This window comes from Erwinia sp. V90_4, from assembly GCF_029967685.1.
Lineage (GTDB): Bacteria > Pseudomonadota > Gammaproteobacteria > Enterobacterales > Enterobacteriaceae > Erwinia > Erwinia aphidicola.
This window is the reverse complement of the sequence record NZ_JASCAQ010000052.1, coordinates 166,291-184,579: the sequence shown is the minus strand read 5'-3', so window position 1 is coordinate 184,579 and position 18,289 is coordinate 166,291. Positions and strand designations below refer to the sequence as shown.

Sequence of the window (18,289 nt, the reverse complement as noted above, 5' to 3'; positions counted from 1 at the left end):
ATAACAAATGGAGTAACAGATGAAACAGAGTATTCATCCAACCTATCGCCAGGTGGTGTTCCATGACACCACGGCAGACGCCTGGTTTGTCGTGGGGTCGACCATCAAAACCGATCGCACGATTGAGCATGAAGGCAAACAGATGCCTTACGTGACGCTGGATGTCTCTTCGGCCTCACACGTCTATTACACCGGCAAGCAGAAAGATTTTGCCAAAGAGGGCAGCGCCGCACGCTTCAACCAGCGCTTCGGCAGCTTCCTCGGCGCGATGAAAAAGTAAGGAGCCATCATGCAGGTCTTAAGTTCTCTGGCCTCGGCCAAAAAACGCCACAAAGATTGTAAAATCGTCCGCCGTCACGGCCGCGTATTCGTCATTTGCAAAAGTAACCCACGCTTCAAGGCCGTACAGGGCCGGGGTGGCAAGAAGCATTAATTGATGACTCTCAAGCATGCAACACAAGGGGATAGCCGCGGCTATCCCCTTTTTTATGCAGCTTAATCACCGGCTGGACGCTTATTTCATGCTGCTGACCATCGCATTGACGTTATGTTTGAAAGCATTAATGTAGCTGTCTGCTTCACCGCCCTGCCCGGTCAATGCTTCCGGATACAGCTCGCCGCCCGGATGCGCGCCGCCGGCAGCGGCAATCTGTTTAACCAGACGCGGATCGGTCTGATTCTCGATAAAGTAGGCATGGATCTTCTCCTGCTTCAGCTGAGCGATCAGCGCGGCGACGTCGGAAGCGCTGGCCTCAGATTCGGTGGAGAAACCGACCGGTGAGAGGAACGTCACCCCGTATCGCTGGCCGAAGTAGCCGAAGGCATCATGGCTGGTCAGCACCTTACGTTTGCTCTGCGCAATAGCGCTGAACTCTTGCTGCGCCCAGCTATCCAGCTGCTTAAGCTGTGTAATGTAGGCGCTGCCGTGCTGACGGAAATAATCTGCATCCTGCGGATCGGCGGCGATCAGCGCATTCATCACGTTAGTGGCATAGATAACACCGTTCTGCATGCTGTTCCACGCGTGCGGGTCGGTAACCGTTTCTCCGTCCTCTTCCATTTTTCGCGTGTTGATCCCGGCTGAAGCCACTACCGTCTCTCCCTTATAGCCCGATGCGGCGATCAGACGATCCATCCACCCTTCCATTCCCAGTCCGCTAACAAACACGACATCGGCATGCGCCAGCGCCTGGCTATCTTTTGGCGTGGGTTCAAAGCTGTGCGGGTCGCCATTTGGTCCCACCAGGCTTTTCACCACGACGTGTTCGCCGCCAACGTTTTTTACGATATCCGCCAGCACGGTAAAACTGGCAACCGCTTCAACGGTTTTCGCCATTGCAGCAGGTGCGGCCAGCAATACGGACAGCGCCAGCGCCACAGGTAACTTCTTCATACTTACTCCCTATCTGATTGCCAATGGTTTACGCCCGGCAAAAATGCCGCCGCAGGGACCGATTAAAATGGAAAGAAAGAACAACAGTGCCGCACTCAGCACCACGGCGGGCCCGGCAGGTAACGAGAGGTAAAACGAGGCGTAAAGCCCGCTGAAACTGGCCAGCGTGGCGATGATCATTGCCGCCGCCAGCGTCCCGGCGAGATGACGGCTCCAGAATCGGGAGCTGGCCGCAGGCAGCATCATCAGCCCGACGCTCATCAGGGTGCCAAGCACCTGAAAGCCCGCCACCAGGTTGATGACAACCAGCACCAGAAAAATGGCGTGCACCAGCGGTGAAGTCCAGCGGTTCTGGGCGCGCAGAAAGCTCGGGTCAAAGGCATCAATGGTCAGCGGGCGGTAGATCAGCGCGAAGATCAGCAGGGTGACCGCACTGATGCTGCTGACCAGCACGATGGAGGGCGTATCGACCGCCAGCAGCGAGCCGAACAGGACATGCAGAAGATCGACGCTGGAACCGCGCAGCGACACCAGCGTGACGCCCAGCGCCAGTGAGCCAAGATAGAAACCGGCAAAGCTGGCATCCTCACGCAGCGGCGTATAGCGGCTGACCGCGCCTGACAACAGAGCCACCGTCAGACCGGCAATCGCTCCGCCAATGCCCATCGCGACCAGCGAAAGTCCGGAGAGCAAATAGCCGATTGCGGCACCGGGAAGCACCGCGTGCGACAGCGCATCCCCCACCAGGCTCATGCGGCGCAGTAGCAGGAAGACGCCGAGCGGCGTCGCGCTCAGCGACAGCGCGACGCAGGCCACCAGCGCCCGGCGCATAAATCCAAATTCGATAAATGGCTGGATCAGCATCATGCGCTGGCCCCCCCACGGCGCCTAATGCTCAGCCCGGTCACGCCGCAGCCGCGGCAGGTCCATTCGCTGTGCTGCTCTTTCAGGCGTAACACCTGCGGGAAATGCTGCGCCACCGTAGCCATGTCGTGCAGGACAACAATCAGTGTCGCCCCGGCCTGATGCCGCTCCGCCAGCAGCGCCAGCAGCAGTTCGGTGGTATCGCTGTCGACGCCGGTAAAAGGCTCATCCAGCAGCAGCAGTTCTGCGTCCTGTATCAGCAGCCGGGCAAACAGCACGCGCTGCAGCTGCCCGCCGGATAAGGTTCCCGGCGCGGCGGCAGCGAACGGCAGCATATTGACGCGCTGCAGTGCCGACATGACCTGCTCACGCTGCTGGCGGCTTAAGCCTTTAAACCAGCCACTCTGACGCCAGAAGCCCATTGCCACCAGATCGAAAACGGTCAAAGGGAATGTTTTCTCCAGCTCAGCGTGCTGGGGCAGCCAGGCAACGGTCGGTCGTGGCGCAGAGAGGCTGACCGAACCACTGACCGGGGGCAACATCCCGCACAGCGTCTTCAGCAGCGTTGATTTTCCGCAGCCATTTGCCCCCACGAGGGCCGTCATGCTGCCGCGTGCAAACTCACCATTTAACTGCGGCGTCACCGCACGATGCTGATAGCCAACCACCAGCTGATTAAGTACGATCATCAGAGTGCCGCCCACCAGGTGAGCGCCGCCAGCGCGCCGACCAGGTGTAAGGTCAGCACCATACGCAGCCATGCCGGGCAGCTGAGCAAGGTGCCGATGCGAATAAAAGCCGGAGAGGTGTTCATTAAAAAGTCACTTAAATGTTATAACATAACAATAAAGTAGCGTGGATGGAGGCAGGACGGATATCATTAAAATGTATCTAATTATTACGTTGGAGCCGGATGGCTGAAGCGTTTTTTATATAAAAAAAACTCAACATGGTGATGGTTTTATGCGGAAGCATGCCGGTGCGAGTAAAATAATTAACTGTTAAATCATCAATATAGGCTACACTAAATTTATAACCTGGCTTATCCACTCGGCTACAGCAATTAAGCTGATAAGCAAAATTTAACTCTGAGAGGGAAAAATGCGCAAAACTTTACCATTAAAATATCGTCAAACTAACATTGAACCACTAGAATTAATGCATGAGATCGAACAGATAATTCCCAAAATAGAAGATGACCTGATTGGTTCATTGGAATGGTATTCACAAAATGCGCGATATGTTCCCGAAAGTCTGAAAATTATTTCCCTGGAATATTTGCAACAATCACGTTATAAAATGAACTACAGCTTCCGCTGGAACGTATTCAATGCCTGTCTGGATATTGATGCGAGTGAAACAACCCATCAGTCGGTCAATTTTACCCTTACTCCTGATGCGCTGGTGTTTGATTTCATTGATAACGATCGCCACAACATGTCCGATGAATTGTAATATTTGGTCAGTCGAGCGGCAGGTTATTTTAAATAAGTTATATTTTGTTTAGATGTTACATAGCATAGTAATTATCACTTCCTGGCACCCATGTTTAAAGTGCGGTTTAATGGCCTGTTTCGCAAGCTTAGGAGGGGAAAAAGATGGACGAATACTCACCGAGAAGGCATGATATTGCCCAGCTGAAATTTTTGTGTGAAAACCTGTACGATGAAAGCCTGGCTACGTTAGGCGACAGCCACCACGGCTGGGTTAACGATCCTACCTCTGCTGCCAATCTGCAGCTTAACGACCTGATCGAGCATATTGCAGCATTCACCATGAATTACAAAATTAAGCACATCGAGGACAGCGATCTGATAAGTCAGATTGATGAATACCTGGATGACACCTTTATGCTGTTCAGCAATTACGGCATTAATGTTCAGGACTTACAACGCTGGCAGAAATCCGCCAAACGACTGTTCAACATTTTTGCAGAGGAATGTGCAACAAGCCTGACACAGGCCAGCCATTCGTTTTAGCAACCCATTACTCATTTACGGTTTAATAATGACAGACAAACTTTTAACAAAAACTGATTATCTGATGCGCCTCAGACGCTGTCGTTCCATCGACACGCTTGAGCGCGTCATCGAAAAGAACAAGTACGAATTATCTGATGATGAACTGGCTGTATTCTATTCCGCTGCCGATCATCGTCTGGCCGAACTGACAATGAATAAGCTTTATGACAAAGTGCCCGTTGCAGTATGGAAGTTTGTTCGCTAACTAATGATGTGTGATTTGAAACGAATGAAGTCGTGAGGGCTGGTGAGGCAGAATTGGGTGGGGGCCCTGCCAGCTACATCCCGGCACACGCGTCATCTGTTACGGCTGCTTCCTTCCGGACCTGACCGAGTTCACAAATTAGCATTGCGGGAGAACCAACCGGGCCCCCATTGAGTGCCCTGGGTAACCAGAGCGCAGGCATTATCAATGATGCCCCCGGCAATTGCAAGCCGCCCCCTGGTGACCGTTGGTTTCTTGCACGATCTGCAGATTATTTCCTCGCTATAGGCTTATGACCATCGAACAGGACAGTTTTCAACAGCGTATTTATCAAATTGTTGCCGCGATCCCTTATGGCAGCGTCACCACCTATGGCGAAGTGGCCCGGCTGGCCGGTTCATCGCGCGCGGCGCGTCAGGTTGGCGGCGTGCTGAAGCGCCTGCCTGAAGGCAGCAAACTGCCGTGGCACCGGGTGATTAATCGTAAAGGTGAAATTTCGCTGACGGGTGACGATCTCAGCAGACAGCGTAAAGCACTGCAGGCGGAAGGGATTGAGGTATCGCGCGAGGGGAAAATCGACCTGGTGAAGTATCGCTGGCACTGGTAATGCAATTTTCGGGCGCGGATGCCGCGCCCGACAAACGTTACATCGACGTTGGCGCAGGAACGGCGCCTGATGGCGTTACCAGGGTAGGCGAAGTGGAAGGCACGGTTGCTGGTGCCCCACTGGTGGTTGGCATCGCCATTTCAGGGACAGGCACCAGCGTCAGGTCCTGACGCGTTCCGCCCGTGGTGACCACCTGTTTCACCGTATCGGTGATAAACATCAGTTTGCCATCCACGCTTACCGCCGCACTCAGCAGAATGCGTGCTTTTGGCTGGATATCCGCCGGGTTAAACGGCAGGGTAAACTGGAACGGCGCCTGTTTACCTTCCGTGCGCACCACGCGCTGCGCCAGCACTTTAGACGGTGCATCAGCCAGCGAAGCATCCGACAGCGTCACGGTCAGCACCGCATCCGGTGGCAGCGCCACTTTCTGACGGATCCACACGGTCCCGCTCACGTTCGGTTGCCTAATCACCCCCTGCTGACCTTCTACCTGCGATCCCAGCGTTGGGGTCGGCACATCTTTGCTTTTGTCAGCACACCCTGTAATTACCACAGCCAGAGCCGCGCCACTTAATACATGCCAGATTTTCATTGATAACTTCTCCTTCCAATGAATGATTACGACAGCCAAATTACCGCGAAGAGGCAGAGCTTTCCTGCCTGCGTAAGCTTAATTCTGGCACAACTTACTGATTTTTTCCTGGAAGCGCCGATTTTTGCGCATTTCCCCCTGGCGCCACAGATTGCAAAAACAGTCATTGACGGTAACTGGTCGGATTTCGCAAACTGAGGGCTGAAATATTACTGAGGATGCGTTTTATGAGCCAGGCGCTGCAAAATTTACTGAATCTGCTGGATCTGGAAACCCTGGAAGAGGGGCTGTTTCGCGGGCAGAGTGAAGATCTGGGGCTACGCCAGGTATTTGGAGGCCAGGTGGTGGGCCAGGCGCTGTATGCCGCAAAACAGACGGTGCCACAGGAACGCATTATCCATTCGTTTCACAGCTACTTTCTGCGCCCGGGCGACAGCCAGAAAGCGATTATCTACGACGTGGAGAACCTGCGCGACGGCCAGAGCTTTAGCGCCCGCCGGGTAAAAGCCGTACAGAACGGTAAACCGATCTTTTACATGACCGCCTCTTTCCAGGGCCCGGAAACCGGCTTCGAGCATCAGAAAACCATGCCGCAGGTTGTCGGCCCGGATTCTCTGCCGTCCGAGCGGGAGATTGCCCAGCAGCTGGCGCAGTATATTCCAGAAAAGGCACGCGATAAGTTCCTCGCGGAGAAGCCTTTTGAAATCCGTCCGGTGGAGTTTCATAACCCGTTAAAGGGCCATACCAGCAACCCGGTGCGCTATACCTGGCTGCGCGCGAACGGCATCATGCCGGCTGACAAGCGTATTCATCAGTATCTGCTCGGCTATGCTTCCGATTTCAACTTCCTGCCGGTTTCGCTACAGCCGCACGGTAAAGGCTTTCTGGAGCCGGGCATGCAGGTGGCGACGATTGACCACTCCATGTGGTTCCACCGCCCTTTCGATCTCAATGACTGGTTACTTTACAGCGTGGAGAGTACCTCAGCCTCCAGCGCGCGTGGATTTGTGCGCGGTGAATTCTGGAACCAGCAGGGCGTCCTGGTTGCCTCAACGGTGCAGGAAGGGGTGATCCGTCAGCGTTCTTAATCATCAGCCATAAAAAAGCGGGCCTGAAATGGCCCGCTTTGTCATTGTTTTTAGCGCACTACTTTTCTTATCAGTGTCAGCTTCAGCTTAGTTGTTGTAAGCATTCTCGCCGTGGCTGTTGACGTCCAGACCTTCACGCTCCTGATCTTCCGGTACACGCAGGCCAACAATCATATCCGCCACTTTAAATCCGATGAAGGCAACAACAGCAGTCCAGACAATGGTCAGGCCGACGCTGAACAGCTGTACCCAGACCTGATGGCCCATGGTTACGCCCTCGGCATAACCCACGCCACCCAGTGAAGAGGAGGCAAAGATGCCGGTCATAATGCAGCCAACGATGCCGCACACGCCATGCACGCCGAATACGTCACAAGGGTCATCAACGCGCAGCCATTTTTTCAGTGACGTCACGCCCCACAGGCCTGCAAGCCCACCGACAAGGCCGATGATCAGCGCACCACCTACCCCCACGTAACCGCAGGCTGGGGTAATAGCGACCAGACCGGCAATCACACCTGAGCTCACGCCCAGCAGAGAAGGTTTGCCGCGCAGCGCCCACTCACCGAAGGTCCAGGTCAGCATTGCCCCCGCCGTGGCGATCACGGTGTTGAGGAAGGCCAAACCGGCGATTTCGTTAGCCGCACTGGCAGAGCCGGCGTTGAAGCCGAACCAGCCGAAGTACAGGATCGCAGTACCGGTGAATACCATCGGCAGGTTGTGCGGTTTGAACGATTCTTTACCGAAACCGGCACGTTTACCCACCAGGTAAGCCCCCACCAGGCCAGCAACGGCGGCGTTGATATGGACAACGGTACCGCCCGCGAAGTCCAGTGCGCCATCCTGAGCCAGGAAACCGCCCGCCCACACCATATGTGCGATAGGCAGGTAGGCAAAGGTCAGCCAGATAACCACGAAGATCAGCACCGCAGAGAAGCGGATACGTTCAGCAATAGCGCCGACGATCAGACCCACGGTGATACAGGCGAAGGAGGCCTGGAACGCGACGTGGATATACTGATAGAAAGAGCCCATCAGCGCGGTCGGGGCGATATTTTTCAGCATCGCCCAGTTAAAGCTACCAAAGAAGGCGTTACCTTCGCTGAAGGCCAGCGAGTAACCGTAAACCATCCACAGTACGCATACCATCGCGAAGGTCATCGCGACCTGGGTCAGCATCGACAGCACGTTCTTGGCGCGGATCAGGCCGCCGTAGAACAGCGCAATACCCGGGATCGTCATAAACAGCACCAGCGCGGTGCAGATCATCATAAAAGCGTTATCGGCTTTATCAGCTACCGCAGGCGCGGCTGCCATGGCCAGCGACGGTAAAAGAGTCACGCCGGCGAGGCCAAACTTAGCGAGTTTTTTCATTTTATCCCATCCCATCACAATTCTTAGCCCCGAATTACAGTGCTGCTTCGTCAGTTTCACCGGTGCGAATACGGATGACACGCTGCAATTCTGCAACGAAGATCTTCCCGTCACCAATTTTGCCGGTATAAGCGGCTTTGCTAATCACATCAACCACTTCATCCAGCTGGTCATCTGCAATCGCAATATCGATTTTTACTTTTGGCAGGAAGTTCACGCTGTATTCAGCACCGCGATACAATTCTGCATGCCCTTTCTGGCGGCCAAAGCCTTTGACTTCAGTCACAGTCAGGCCCTGAATGCCGATAGACGACAGCGCTTCACGCACGTCTTCCAGTTTGAACGGTTTGATTACCACGGTAACCAGCTTCATACGATCCCCTCCAGGTATAAAAACGGTTGTTTTGCCGACACGAAATCTATTAAGCAAACGCTGTGCCATAGTTCAAAAATCTGAATTTTTCAGACGATTAGTCAGTGCTGGTCTGAGTCGCGACTGGGAGGAAGATCGCCGGGAAAATCACGGTACGGGATTGAGCACAAAAAAAACGCACCATTACGGTGCGTTGTGCGTTAGTGCAGTGCATTTGAGGGGATGCAGGCCGTTATTCGCCTGCATTTGGTGCAGCGCAGCGGCGCAGATTACTGATTTTCCGCCGCAGCCAGCTCTTCACCTGCCAGCTGTAGCTGGTACATTTGCCAGTAGCGCCCGCGTGCGGCCAGCAGTTGCTGATGGCTGCCGCGCTCGACTGCCTGCCCACGGTGCAACACCATAATGGTATCGGCTTCGGTAATGGTTGAGAGGCGGTGCGCAATCACCACCAGCGTGGTACGTTCGCGCACGGCGCGCAGCGCCTTCTGAATCGCCTGCTCGGTACCGGAGTCGATGTTCGCAGTGGCCTCATCCAGAATCAGGATCTGCGGCGTGGCAACCAGCACGCGCGCCATCGCCAGCAGCTGCTTCTGACCGACGGAGAGGTTATTACCCTGCTCCCCCAGCCGGGTATAAATGCCATCGCTCATTTCACGCGCCAGCCCGGCCAGCTGCACCGTTTCCAGCGCCTGCCATACCGCATCCTCACTGACATCCCTTCCTAAGGTGACGTTGGCAAAGAAGGTATCGGCCAGCACCACCGGATCCTGCTGTACCATCGCCACGCTGTCGCGCAGGGCGGCATGGCTGAGCGTCGGTAGCGAGCGTCCGTCCAGCAGGATCTCCCCCTTGCTCAGCGGGTAGTAGCCCATCAGCAGGTTCGCCAGCGTGCTTTTGCCGCTGCCGGTGTGCCCGACCAGGGCGACAAAATTGCGCGATGGCACCGAGAGATTGATATCGCTCAGCACCGGGCGCCCTTCACGATAGGCAAAGGTCAGGTCACGGATCTCAATACTGCCGCTTTGCAGCGGCTGAACATCCTCACCATAGGGCTGGCGCGGTGCATCCATCAGTTCGAAAATCCGCTCGCCGGCCACCACCGCCTGCTGCAGCATCGACTGCTGAGTGGTGAGTTCGATCAGCGGTTCATTTAAGCGCCCGAGGTAGTTGATAAAGGCGTAGAGCACGCCGACCTCGATAGAACCGACCGAGGAAAAGCCAAACAGCAGCATCAGCCCACAGAGGATCAGCGCGGAAAACAGGCTGAGCAGCGGCCGCAGCAGGAAGCCGTCGAGCCGCAGGGTCTGCATGCGCGCCAGATAGTGCGAATGGCTGGAATCCCGCATGCGTTCGCCAAAGCGTGCCTGCTGACGGAACTGCTGGATCACGCTCATGCCGTTGATCACTTCGTTGAAGCCGTTATTAATCTCCGCCAGATAACTGCGCACCCGGCGTACAATCGGCGTGCTGTAACGCTGGTAGATCAGCATGACAACAATCACCGCCGGGAAGATTGCAATCGCAATCAGCGCCATGCGCCAGTCGAGGCTAAACATCGCCACCAGCATGGCACCCACCAGCGCCGCACTGCGCAGCACGGTCGCCACCACGGTGACGTAGAGGTCACGCACCACTTCGGTGTCATTGGTGACGCGTGAAATAATCTGGCCTACCGGCTGGGTATCGAAGGCGCTCAGCGGCTGACGCAGCGCCGCATCCATCACGTCGGTGCGCAGGCGCTGGACAACGCCCACGGCGGCCTGGTTGAACAGCAGCGCCTGCCAATAGTGCAGTCCGGCGGCCAGCAGTTGCAGCAGCAGAAAACTGACCACCAGCCCGACAGCGATCCCGACCGGCATATGATGTTTTGCCACCATATTGTCGATGAAATAGCTGACCAGCACCGGTCCGAGCACTTCTGCCGCCGCCGCAATCCACAGCATCACTACGGCCATGCCGAGGGATTTGCGCCACGGGCTGCCGTAGGAGAGCAGCCGTTTAATTGTCGGCCACTGATGGGTTACTCTAGCCATGCGGCACTCCCTGTTCGATCTCGTCGTCATCCAGCGCCGCTTCCAGCTGCTGATAGCGGTACATATCGCGATACCAGCCCGGGCTGCTGGCGAGCTGTTCATGATTGCCGCGCTGAGCCACTACGCCGTGCTGCAGCACCAGAATTTCACTGGCCTCAGTCAGCGCAGACAGACGATGAGCACTAATGATCACCGTGCGCCCTTCTCCCCAGCGCCGCAAATTATGCAGAATTTGATGTTCAGTACGGCCATCGACCGCTGACAGGGCATCATCCAGAATCAGGATCTCAGCATTCATCAGCAGCGCCCGGGCGATGGAGATACGCTGTTTTTGCCCGCCGGAGAGCATCACGCCACGCTCACCGACTTCGGTTTCATAACCTTCAGGAAGGCGCAGAATATCGTCATGGACAAACGCCAGCTGTGCAGCCTGTTCAATCTCGCTCTGCGTCGCACCCGGGCGGCCAAGGGCAATATTGTTGGCGACGCTGTCGGAAAACAGGAAAGGCGTCTGGCTGACTACCGCCAGACGGCTGCGCCAGCTGTCCAGCCGCAGCTGCGGCAGCGGGATAGCGTGGTAGCGAATATCCCCCTGATCGATATCAAAGTGGCGCTGTACCAGACTCAGCAACGTGCTTTTTCCCGAGCCGGTCGGGCCACATAATCCGAGCATCTGCCCCGGTTTGATATTGACGTTGAGGTTGCGAAGCGAGGGCTGCTGCGCCCCCGGATAGCAAAACTCGCGCACCGCGATTTGCAGCAGGCCCCGCCCTTCCGGCACCTGCTTGCTGCCGTCGGTGACCGCGGGCGCTTCCGCCAGCAGCGACTGAATGCGGCTCCAGGCCGCGCTACCGCGCTCGACGATATTAAACATCCACGCCAGTGCCAGCATGGGCCAGATCATCAGCCCAAGGTACATAACAAAACTGGTCAGCTGGCCGAGGGTCAGCGTGCCGTGCCACACCATCCAGCTACCCCCGCCGATCGCCAGCAGATTAGAGAGCCCGATGGCGATATAGATGGTTGGGTCAAAACGCGCATCAACGCGCGCCACGCGCAGGTTTTTCTCGCCGGTGTCTTTGGCGATAGCAGCAAACTGCCCGGACTGGTGATCTTCCAGACCAAAAGCTTTGATCATGCGAATGCTGGTCAGGCTCTCCTGCGTCTGATCGTTGAGCGAGGAGAACGCCGCCTGCGCCAGCTTGAAGCGCTGATGGAGTTGGTCGCCATAGCGCTTGATCACCAGCGCCATCACCGGCATCGGCAGCAGTGCCAGCAGCGTCAGCTGCCAGCTGATCTGAGTACTCATGACGATCAGCACCGCCAGCCCCATCACCAGCGAATCGACCAGCGTCAGCACGCCTTCACCCGCCGCAAATACCACGCGGTCCACATCGTTGGTGGCGCGGGCAATCAGGTCACCGGTGCGGTGGCGCAGGTAAAAGCCGGGATGCTGGCGGCTGAGCTGGCGGTAGAAATCTTCGCGCAGCTCCACGGCCAGCTGGTAAGAGGCACCAAACAGCAGCACGCGCCAGACATAGCGCAGCAAATAGACCACCACGGCGGTGAGCAGCATCGCCCCCACCCACAGCAGGAGCTGAGCGCTGCTCATACCGTCACGGCTGACGCCATCAACGATTTTTCCCACCACGTGCGGCGGCAGCAGTTGCAGTAAGGCAATCACGATCAGCAGCAGAACCGCGCCGAGATAGCGGCGCCATTCGCGCAGAAAATACCAGCTTAATTGGCTAAAAAGTCGCACAAAAACATCCTGATCATCGATCGAAGAGAGAGAGCGGTCAGCCTCACTATGGGGCAACCGGCAATGCGGTAGTGTATTTTATCTCTTCCATGGCAAAACTCGAAGTGACATCGATCAGCCCCGGGACGCCGTTCACCAGGCGTTTATAAAAGCCGTCGTAGCTTTTCATATCTGCGACCTGAACGCGCAGCAGATAGTCATACTCCCCGGCCATACGGTAAAAGCCCATCACTTCCGGCATCGCCTGCACCAGCTCGACAAACTGCTGAAACCAGCTGCTGCTGTGCTGCTGAGTTTTGATTAATACGAAGGCGGTCAGACCAAGGCCGAGTTTCTCGCCATCCAGCAGCGCGACCCGGCCGCGAATATAGCCTTCATCCTCCAGCCTTTTCAAGCGCTTCCAGCAGGGGGTGGTGGTCAGGCTGACGGCATCGGCCAGCGCCTGCAAAGAGAGTGTGCAATCTCGCTGCAGCAGATCTAGCAGCATTCTGTCTTTTTTATCCAGCGGATTTGGGAGCAAAATTTTCTCTCATAGATAAGAAAGGGAGTAGAATTATAGCAACCTTTTCCCCAGGCGTTTAGTTAATCTGGTCCCCTACTATTACAATCTTCAGGGATGACCAAAATGAACGCTAATCGTTACCATAATCTACTGATTATCGGCCTGTTTACGGCTGTTGCTCTGACCTGGGGCACGACGTGGATGGCGATGAAAATTACCGTGGCGACCGTGCCGCCGATTTTCGCTACCGGGCTGCGCTTTCTCTGCGCTGCACCGCTACTGCTGCTGCTGGCGCGTTATAAAAAGGTGCCACTGCTGTTTCCCCGCGGTCAGCGCGGCTTCCAGCTCTGCGTGATGCTGTTCTACTTTGCCATCCCTTTTACGCTGATGATTTACGGTGAGCGCTACACCTCGTCGAGCCTCGCAGCCATTATCTTTGCCACCATGCCTGCTGCCGTGCTGGCCGCTTCAATCCTGTTTTTACGTGAAAAGACCACGCTGCAGCAGCTGCTGGGGTTGGCTATCAGTATCGGCGCACTGAGCACTATTTTATGGCATGAAACTCGCGCCAGCGGCGACAGCCAGTGGCAGGGCGTGGCCGCGCTGGTGGCGGCCGTGGTGATCCATGCGCTGATGTACGTACAGTGCAAAAAACGCTGCTCGGGCATCTCGGTACTGAGCTACAACGCGCTACCCTGCCTGGGTGCGGGCGTGCTGCTGACGCTGGCTGGCCTGACGGAAGCGCCGGATTATCACAGCTTTGCCCCTCAGGCTCTGCTGTCTATTGCTTATCTTGGCGTAGTGGCGGGGGTGGGCGGTATTCTGGCGTACTTCGCGTTGCAGCAGGTGGCCAAGCCGTTTCAGGCCTCGCTGGTGTTCCTTGTGTTCCCGCTGATTGCCGTGGCGCTGGAGAGTGCGCTGAGCGGAAACAGCATCAGCCGCGAATCGCTGTGGCTCCTGCTGCCCTTCCTGCTGGGAATTTTGCTGACGCTGTACCGTGGCGCGCGTGCTCGACAGGCCATTTTGGCCGCTGAGCGTGCTGCACGTCACTAAACGAAAAAAGCCGGACATCCTGTCCGGCACACTGGATAACGGGCCTCATTATTCGGGGGAATAGTCGAGGTGTGGTGTGTTCAGCCAGTGATTCAGGTAATGAGACACGCCCTGTGTCGCACAGTCTCCAATGATCGGCAGCTGGGGCAGCATCGCTTTCAGCTGCTCCATCGCATTACGCATAATAAAGCCGTGACCCACGCTGCCCAGCATCTCCAGGTCATTCATCGCATCGCCAAACGCCATACACTCCGCCATTTCCACACCCAGCTGTGCGGACAGGCGAGCCAGTGCGGCGCCTTTATTGCAGCTGAGCGGCAGCACTTCCAGACAGTCGCGCGCAGAAAAACAGAGATGGACACTGTCGCCAAACGCTTCGCGCAGCTGGATCTGCAGCTGGCATAGCGCCTGATAATCAGCAATAAAGCAGACTTTCGTCACCTGATGCGCGGGGATCCGGCGCAGGTCGGTGAGCTGATAACGAAAACCACTCAGCTGATGCGCCCGCAGGATTTCTGGCACATCGTACTGCGTAAACCAGCCATTATCGTTAAACACGTGCAGGCTGGCGCGCGTCTCCCAGTGGCTGTGAAGAACCTGCCAGGCAGCATCGGGAGGGAGATCGCAGGCGTACAAAGGGTTCCCCAGCGGGTCGTGAATGCGGGTGCCGTTGCCGCTGATCAGATACGCCGGCAGATCGTACTGCTGCATCAGCGGCTGCATCTCAAGAAAATGGCGTCCTGTGGCAAACGTGAGATGAACCGGATGCGATCTCAGCGCCCGCAGGCTTTGCAGGGTCTGCTCACCCAGTTTGTGGTCTGGCAGCAGCAGCGTACCGTCCATATCAAAAGCAGCAAGGCGCACCATTTTCTCTCCAAGTGGTCGATTTTTCATCTACCAGGAGTATCCCCTGGTATTTGCGGAACTAATAGTGAATACTTTTTAAAAATTGTTCCGGGTTTGGGGCGAGATGCGACAGCTCAATCGATTGAACCAGTACCAAAGGCTCTGGCAGCACAGCGCCGGGCAGCCGCAGTCCACCAGCGTAAGCGAAATTGGCAGCCGCTGTTTTTGCAGCGAGCGCCATGCCCGAACCCTGTTACGCCAGTGGCAGCAGAGTGGCTGGCTGGACTGGCAGGCCAGTTCAGGGCGCGGCAAGCGCGGCACGCTGATTTTTCTGCAGTCCCCCGCCGCGTTACGCAGCGATCTGATGCTGCAACAGCTGGATAACGGCCAGCCGCAGCATGCGCTGCAAATGGTGGCGCTGGCGCCGGAACAGCTTAGCCAATTACTGCAGCCCTTTATGGGCGGCCAGTGGCAAAATAACCAGCCAACGCTGCGTATTCCCTACTATCGTCCGCTCGATTCGCTGCGCCCCATGCAGCAGGCCGGGCGCGCAGAGCAGCATCTGGCCCAGCAGGTGTTTGCCGGGCTGAGCCGCCTGGCGGGTGATGAGGCCATTCCCGACCTCGCCCATCACTGGCAGGTGAGCGATGATGGGCTAAGCTGGTATTTCTTTTTACGCCCGCAGCTACGCTGGCATCACGGTGAAGCCGTCAGCGCCGGACAGCTACAGCAGCGCCTGCAGGCTATCGTCGCCAGTCAGGTCGGCCAGCAGCTACTCCCGGCGGTAAAAACCGTCTGCGCCGCGCACCGGCTCTGCCTGCGGATTGATTTACTGCGGCCAGACTGCTGGCTGGCACATCGCCTCGCCAGCGTTCACTGCCTGCTGCCCCATCCGGACAATCCGGATATCGGCTGCGGCCCCTGGCGCGTGATGATCAACACACCCGCACTGCTGCGCCTGGAAAGCCACGGCTGGTATCACGCCGCGCACCCGCTGATGCAGGCCATTGAGTACTGGATAGCGCCGCAGCTCTTTGACCGTGAGCTCGGCACCAGCTGCCGTCATCCGGTGCAGATTGCCATTGGCACTCAGCACGAGCTGGCGCAGCTTCAGCCGGTCAGCCAGCGTATCAGCCTTGGCTTTTGCTATCTGGCGAGAGGCCAGCACAGCCCGCTGTCGGCCGCGCAGGCGCAGCAAATTATGGCGCTGGTACATCAGCCTGAAGTGATTGAACAGCTGCCGCTGGAAGAGGGATTAATTACGCCGAGCCGGGAAATGCTGCCGGGCTGGCAGATCCCCGACTGGCAGCCGCAGGCGCAGCTCTCTCTGCCTGCGCACCTTAGCCTGCACTACCATCTGCCGGTTGAACTGCATGCGATGGCGGAAAAATTACGTCAGCTGCTGGCGCTGCATGGCTGTGAGCTGACGCTCTGTTTCCATGCGGCAAAGAACTGGCAGGATTACCCGTCGCTGGGCCAGGCCGACCTGGTGATGGGCGACCGTCTGATTGGCGAAGCGCCGGTGTTTACCCTGGAAAGCTGGCTGCGGCTCGATCCGCTCTGGCCGGAGATGCTTGGCCAGCAGCGCTGGCAGCGCCTGCTGCACCAGCTTGACCATTTACAGCAGCATACTGAACTGACTCAGCGACACGCCGGGCTGCAGGCGCTGTTCCAGCAGCTGATGAGCGATGCCATCATCACCCCTCTGTTTAACTACCGCTATCAGGTCAGTGCCCCGCCGGACGTGGAGGGTATTCACCTGAATGCCTGGGGCTGGTTCGATTTCTCCCGTGCGTGGATCCCGCCTCCGGTTGCTATCTCCTGAGCAGTGCTGTTTTTATTGCGCATCAGGCAGTACCATAGCCGGCAGCAAATTATGAGGAAAAGATAATGAAACGTGCAGTGGTGGTATTCAGCGGTGGGCAGGACTCAACGACCTGCCTGATTCAGGCTTTGCAGCAGTATGATGAAGTGCACTGCATTACCTTTGATTATGGCCAGCGCCACCGTGCGGAAATCGACATTGCCGGCGAACTGTCGCAAGCGCTGGGCGCAAGGGCGCACAAAGTGCTGGATGTCACCATGCTCAACGAACTGGCAGTCAGCAGCCTGACGCGCGACAACATTCCGGTACCGACTTACGACCCTGAAGCCAGCGGCTTGCCAAGTACCTTTGTTCCGGGCCGTAATATTCTGTTCCTGACGCTCGCCTCGATTTACGCTTACCAGATCGAAGCGGAAGCGGTGATCGCCGGCGTATGCGAAACCGATTTCTCGGGCTATCCGGACTGCCGCGATGAGTTTGTTAAAGCGTTGAATCATGCCGTGGCGCTGGGAATGGCGCGGGATGTCAGATTCGAAACCCCGCTGATGTGGCTGAATAAAGCCGAGACCTGGGCACTGGCCGACTACTGGCAGCAGCTGGCGCTGGTGCGTGACCAGACGCTGACCTGCTATAACGGCATTAAGGGCAGCGGCTGTGGTGACTGTGCCGCCTGCCACCTGCGCGCCAACGGGCTGCAGGAGTACCAGCAAAATCCGTCAGCGGTGATGCAGGCGATGAAAACAAAAACCGGACTTCAGTGACTAAAACCAGGGCGAGGCATGCTTAAAACCAGGGCGAGGCATGCCTCGCCCCTACGGGTAGGTTAGTGATATTCAGTCAAGCTAGCATACTTTCGAGGTGGGCTTTCAGTTCCCCTTCCAGCGGCAGCGCTTTCTGGCTGTGCAGATCGATGCAGACAAAGGTCAGCTGCGCATCAGCCACCTCAGTGCCATCGCCATCCAGCGTAATGCGCTGAGCAATCACTCCGCTTTTCCCTCCCAGCTTCAGCAGCTGACTGTCGATATTCAGCACATCGCCCATCACCGCCGGGCGGCGATAGTTAATGTTAATATTTACCACCACAAACGCCAGATTTCTCTGCGTCATCCACTGAAAGGCGCTTAGCTGTTCAAACCACGCCCAGCGCGCTTCTTCGAGGAATTCCAGGTAGCGGGCATTGTTCACGTGTTGATAGATATCCAGATGGTAGCCGCGTACTTTAATGGTGGTGGTTGTCACGATAATCTCCCGATAAAAAAGGCCATACCAACTGGTATGACCTCTGAGATTAGCAGCCAGGCCGCATTTGTTGCAGGTCGAATTAAAGACTCTGGATGCGGATCACAATTTAATATGTGACAGATTCCTTTCCACCAGCGTGTTGCCCATCCCCGGCACCTCTTTCAGCTGATCCAACTGAGTAAAGGGACCGTACTTCTCGCGGTAGCTAACTATCGACTCCGCCTTTTTCAAGCCGACGCCGTTCAGCGCTGCCGCCAGCTCCTGCGCGCTGGCGCTGTTAATGCTTACCTGCCCGGCGCTTTCCGCGCTGCCTTTATCATGCGGCGCCGTTTTGACCTCGGCGACCGCCTCTTTCGGTGCCGCAGCGCTGACCGCGACGGGTAACGTGATGCCGATAGCCAGCGCCAGCGAAAGTGCCTGTAAAGTACGATTAAACATGCTGTTTTCCTCCATGTGTTTGACAGCACCGCCACCCTACTCCCGCACCGTCACCCCGACAAACAGCC

General features: G+C 56.6%; 23 protein-coding genes and 1 other RNA gene. 10 read left to right on the top strand and 14 right to left on the bottom strand.

The window, feature by feature from the left end; all coding sequences use genetic code 11:
• Positions 1 to 19: 19 nt before the first annotated feature.
• Both QLG07_RS14130 and ykgO read left to right on the top strand, forming a co-directional pair.
• Positions 20 to 280, top strand: a complete 261-nt coding sequence (locus QLG07_RS14130; RefSeq protein WP_048916910.1) for a type B 50S ribosomal protein L31 — start codon at positions 20 to 22, stop codon at positions 278 to 280.
• Between the two features lie 9 nt (positions 281 to 289).
• Complete coding sequence (gene ykgO, locus QLG07_RS14125; protein ID WP_099755082.1) at positions 290 to 433, top strand: type B 50S ribosomal protein L36; 144 nt, start codon at positions 290 to 292, stop codon at positions 431 to 433.
• Between the two features lie 81 nt (positions 434 to 514).
• On the opposite strand, the gene QLG07_RS14120 is transcribed toward ykgO, so the two are convergent.
• Genes QLG07_RS14120 through QLG07_RS14105 form a run of 4 tightly spaced genes read right to left on the bottom strand, consistent with a single transcriptional unit; the run spans position 515 to position 3,071 of the window.
• The gene (locus QLG07_RS14120; RefSeq protein ID WP_282469464.1) at positions 515 to 1,393 is read right to left on the bottom strand and encodes a zinc ABC transporter substrate-binding protein; all 879 of its coding nucleotides are present in this window, start codon (positions 1,391 to 1,393) and stop codon (positions 515 to 517) included.
• A 9-nt stretch (positions 1,394 to 1,402) separates the two neighbouring features.
• Positions 1,403 to 2,260 carry a metal ABC transporter permease gene (locus QLG07_RS14115; RefSeq protein ID WP_282469463.1) on the bottom strand — a complete coding sequence of 286 codons (858 nt, stop codon included), beginning with the start codon at positions 2,258 to 2,260 and terminating at the stop codon, positions 1,403 to 1,405.
• On the bottom strand, positions 2,257 to 2,946 hold the full coding sequence (locus QLG07_RS14110) for a metal ABC transporter ATP-binding protein (RefSeq protein WP_282469462.1): 690 nt from the start codon (positions 2,944 to 2,946) through the stop codon (positions 2,257 to 2,259). Before QLG07_RS14110 ends, QLG07_RS14115 begins: the two co-directional genes overlap by 4 nt.
• Positions 2,946 to 3,071, bottom strand: a complete 126-nt coding sequence (locus QLG07_RS14105; protein WP_263575963.1) for a hypothetical protein — start codon at positions 3,069 to 3,071, stop codon at positions 2,946 to 2,948. Before QLG07_RS14105 ends, QLG07_RS14110 begins: the two co-directional genes overlap by 1 nt.
• A 287-nt stretch (positions 3,072 to 3,358) precedes the next feature.
• Between QLG07_RS14105 and QLG07_RS14100 the strand changes: the two genes are divergently transcribed.
• The 3 genes from QLG07_RS14100 (at position 3,359) to QLG07_RS14090 (ending at position 4,483) form a co-directional block, all read left to right on the top strand.
• Positions 3,359 to 3,712 (top strand): hypothetical protein, encoded by a 354-nt coding sequence (locus tag QLG07_RS14100; protein ID WP_048916914.1) that lies wholly within the window; start codon positions 3,359 to 3,361, stop codon positions 3,710 to 3,712.
• 143 nt (positions 3,713 to 3,855) lie between these two features.
• Complete coding sequence (tomB, locus tag QLG07_RS14095) at positions 3,856 to 4,236, top strand: Hha toxicity modulator TomB (RefSeq protein ID WP_048916915.1); 381 nt, start codon at positions 3,856 to 3,858, stop codon at positions 4,234 to 4,236.
• 28 nt (positions 4,237 to 4,264) lie between these two features.
• Complete coding sequence (locus QLG07_RS14090) at positions 4,265 to 4,483, top strand: HHA domain-containing protein (RefSeq protein WP_004156337.1); 219 nt, start codon at positions 4,265 to 4,267, stop codon at positions 4,481 to 4,483.
• A 64-nt stretch (positions 4,484 to 4,547) separates the two neighbouring features.
• Here the strand turns inward: QLG07_RS14090 and ffs are convergent.
• An RNA gene (gene ffs, locus QLG07_RS14085) (signal recognition particle sRNA small type) lies at positions 4,548 to 4,644 on the bottom strand.
• A gap of 131 nt (positions 4,645 to 4,775) precedes the next feature.
• On the opposite strand from ffs, the gene QLG07_RS14080 reads away from it, so the two are divergent.
• Complete coding sequence (locus QLG07_RS14080) at positions 4,776 to 5,090, top strand: MGMT family protein (RefSeq protein ID WP_048916916.1); 315 nt, start codon at positions 4,776 to 4,778, stop codon at positions 5,088 to 5,090.
• A 37-nt stretch (positions 5,091 to 5,127) separates the two neighbouring features.
• Here the strand turns inward: QLG07_RS14080 and QLG07_RS14075 are convergent, their stop codons facing one another.
• Entirely contained in the window at positions 5,128 to 5,685 is a 558-nt protein-coding gene (locus QLG07_RS14075) for a YbaY family lipoprotein (protein WP_048916917.1), read from the bottom strand.
• Positions 5,686 to 5,912: 227 nt separating this feature from the next.
• Here QLG07_RS14075 and tesB point away from each other — a divergent pair, with 227 nt between their 5' ends.
• Positions 5,913 to 6,773 (top strand): acyl-CoA thioesterase II, encoded by an 861-nt coding sequence (gene tesB, locus QLG07_RS14070; RefSeq protein WP_048916919.1) that lies wholly within the window; start codon positions 5,913 to 5,915, stop codon positions 6,771 to 6,773.
• 87 nt (positions 6,774 to 6,860) lie between these two features.
• Here tesB and amtB read toward each other — a convergent pair whose 3' ends face one another.
• The 5 genes from amtB to QLG07_RS14045 form a co-directional block, all read right to left on the bottom strand.
• Positions 6,861 to 8,162: an ammonium transporter AmtB gene (amtB, locus tag QLG07_RS14065; protein ID WP_099754781.1), complete on the bottom strand. Its 1,302-nt coding sequence runs from the start codon at positions 8,160 to 8,162 to the stop codon at positions 6,861 to 6,863.
• A 19-nt stretch (positions 8,163 to 8,181) separates the two neighbouring features.
• Positions 8,182 to 8,520, bottom strand: coding sequence for a P-II family nitrogen regulator (gene glnK / locus QLG07_RS14060; protein ID WP_007886947.1), 339 nt, complete (start codon positions 8,518 to 8,520; stop codon positions 8,182 to 8,184).
• A 269-nt stretch (positions 8,521 to 8,789) separates the two neighbouring features.
• Positions 8,790 to 10,553: a SmdB family multidrug efflux ABC transporter permease/ATP-binding protein gene (locus tag QLG07_RS14055; RefSeq protein ID WP_133624268.1), complete on the bottom strand. Its 1,764-nt coding sequence runs from the start codon at positions 10,551 to 10,553 to the stop codon at positions 8,790 to 8,792.
• A complete protein-coding gene (locus QLG07_RS14050; RefSeq protein WP_048916921.1) occupies positions 10,546 to 12,315 on the bottom strand; it encodes a SmdA family multidrug ABC transporter permease/ATP-binding protein in 1,770 nt (589 codons plus the stop codon). Before QLG07_RS14050 ends, QLG07_RS14055 begins: the two co-directional genes overlap by 8 nt.
• Positions 12,316 to 12,361: 46 nt before the next feature.
• Complete coding sequence (locus tag QLG07_RS14045; protein WP_099754779.1) at positions 12,362 to 12,835, bottom strand: Lrp/AsnC family transcriptional regulator; 474 nt, start codon at positions 12,833 to 12,835, stop codon at positions 12,362 to 12,364.
• Between the two features lie 96 nt (positions 12,836 to 12,931).
• Here QLG07_RS14045 and QLG07_RS14040 point away from each other — a divergent pair, with 96 nt between their 5' ends.
• The gene (locus tag QLG07_RS14040) at positions 12,932 to 13,870 is read left to right on the top strand and encodes a DMT family transporter (RefSeq protein ID WP_048916923.1); all 939 of its coding nucleotides are present in this window, start codon (positions 12,932 to 12,934) and stop codon (positions 13,868 to 13,870) included.
• A 48-nt stretch (positions 13,871 to 13,918) separates the two neighbouring features.
• Here the strand turns inward: QLG07_RS14040 and cof are convergent, their stop codons facing one another.
• Positions 13,919 to 14,737, bottom strand: a complete 819-nt coding sequence (cof, locus tag QLG07_RS14035; RefSeq protein ID WP_282469473.1) for an HMP-PP phosphatase — start codon at positions 14,735 to 14,737, stop codon at positions 13,919 to 13,921.
• Between the two features lie 103 nt (positions 14,738 to 14,840).
• On the opposite strand from cof, the gene QLG07_RS14030 reads away from it, so the two are divergent.
• Together QLG07_RS14030 and queC are read left to right on the top strand one after the other, a co-directional pair.
• Positions 14,841 to 16,541 carry an SgrR family transcriptional regulator gene (locus QLG07_RS14030; RefSeq protein ID WP_282469461.1) on the top strand — a complete coding sequence of 567 codons (1,701 nt, stop codon included), beginning with the start codon at positions 14,841 to 14,843 and terminating at the stop codon, positions 16,539 to 16,541.
• Positions 16,542 to 16,606: 65 nt separating this feature from the next.
• Positions 16,607 to 17,302 carry a 7-cyano-7-deazaguanine synthase QueC gene (queC, locus tag QLG07_RS14025; protein ID WP_048916926.1) on the top strand — a complete coding sequence of 232 codons (696 nt, stop codon included), beginning with the start codon at positions 16,607 to 16,609 and terminating at the stop codon, positions 17,300 to 17,302.
• Positions 17,303 to 17,378: 76 nt separating this feature from the next.
• Here queC and QLG07_RS14020 read toward each other — a convergent pair whose 3' ends face one another.
• The gene (locus tag QLG07_RS14020; RefSeq protein WP_048916927.1) at positions 17,379 to 17,780 is read right to left on the bottom strand and encodes a thioesterase family protein; all 402 of its coding nucleotides are present in this window, start codon (positions 17,778 to 17,780) and stop codon (positions 17,379 to 17,381) included.
• Positions 17,781 to 17,882: 102 nt separating this feature from the next.
• Positions 17,883 to 18,221 (bottom strand): helix-hairpin-helix domain-containing protein, encoded by a 339-nt coding sequence (locus tag QLG07_RS14015; RefSeq protein ID WP_282469460.1) that lies wholly within the window; start codon positions 18,219 to 18,221, stop codon positions 17,883 to 17,885.
• Positions 18,222 to 18,289 lie beyond the last annotated feature (68 nt).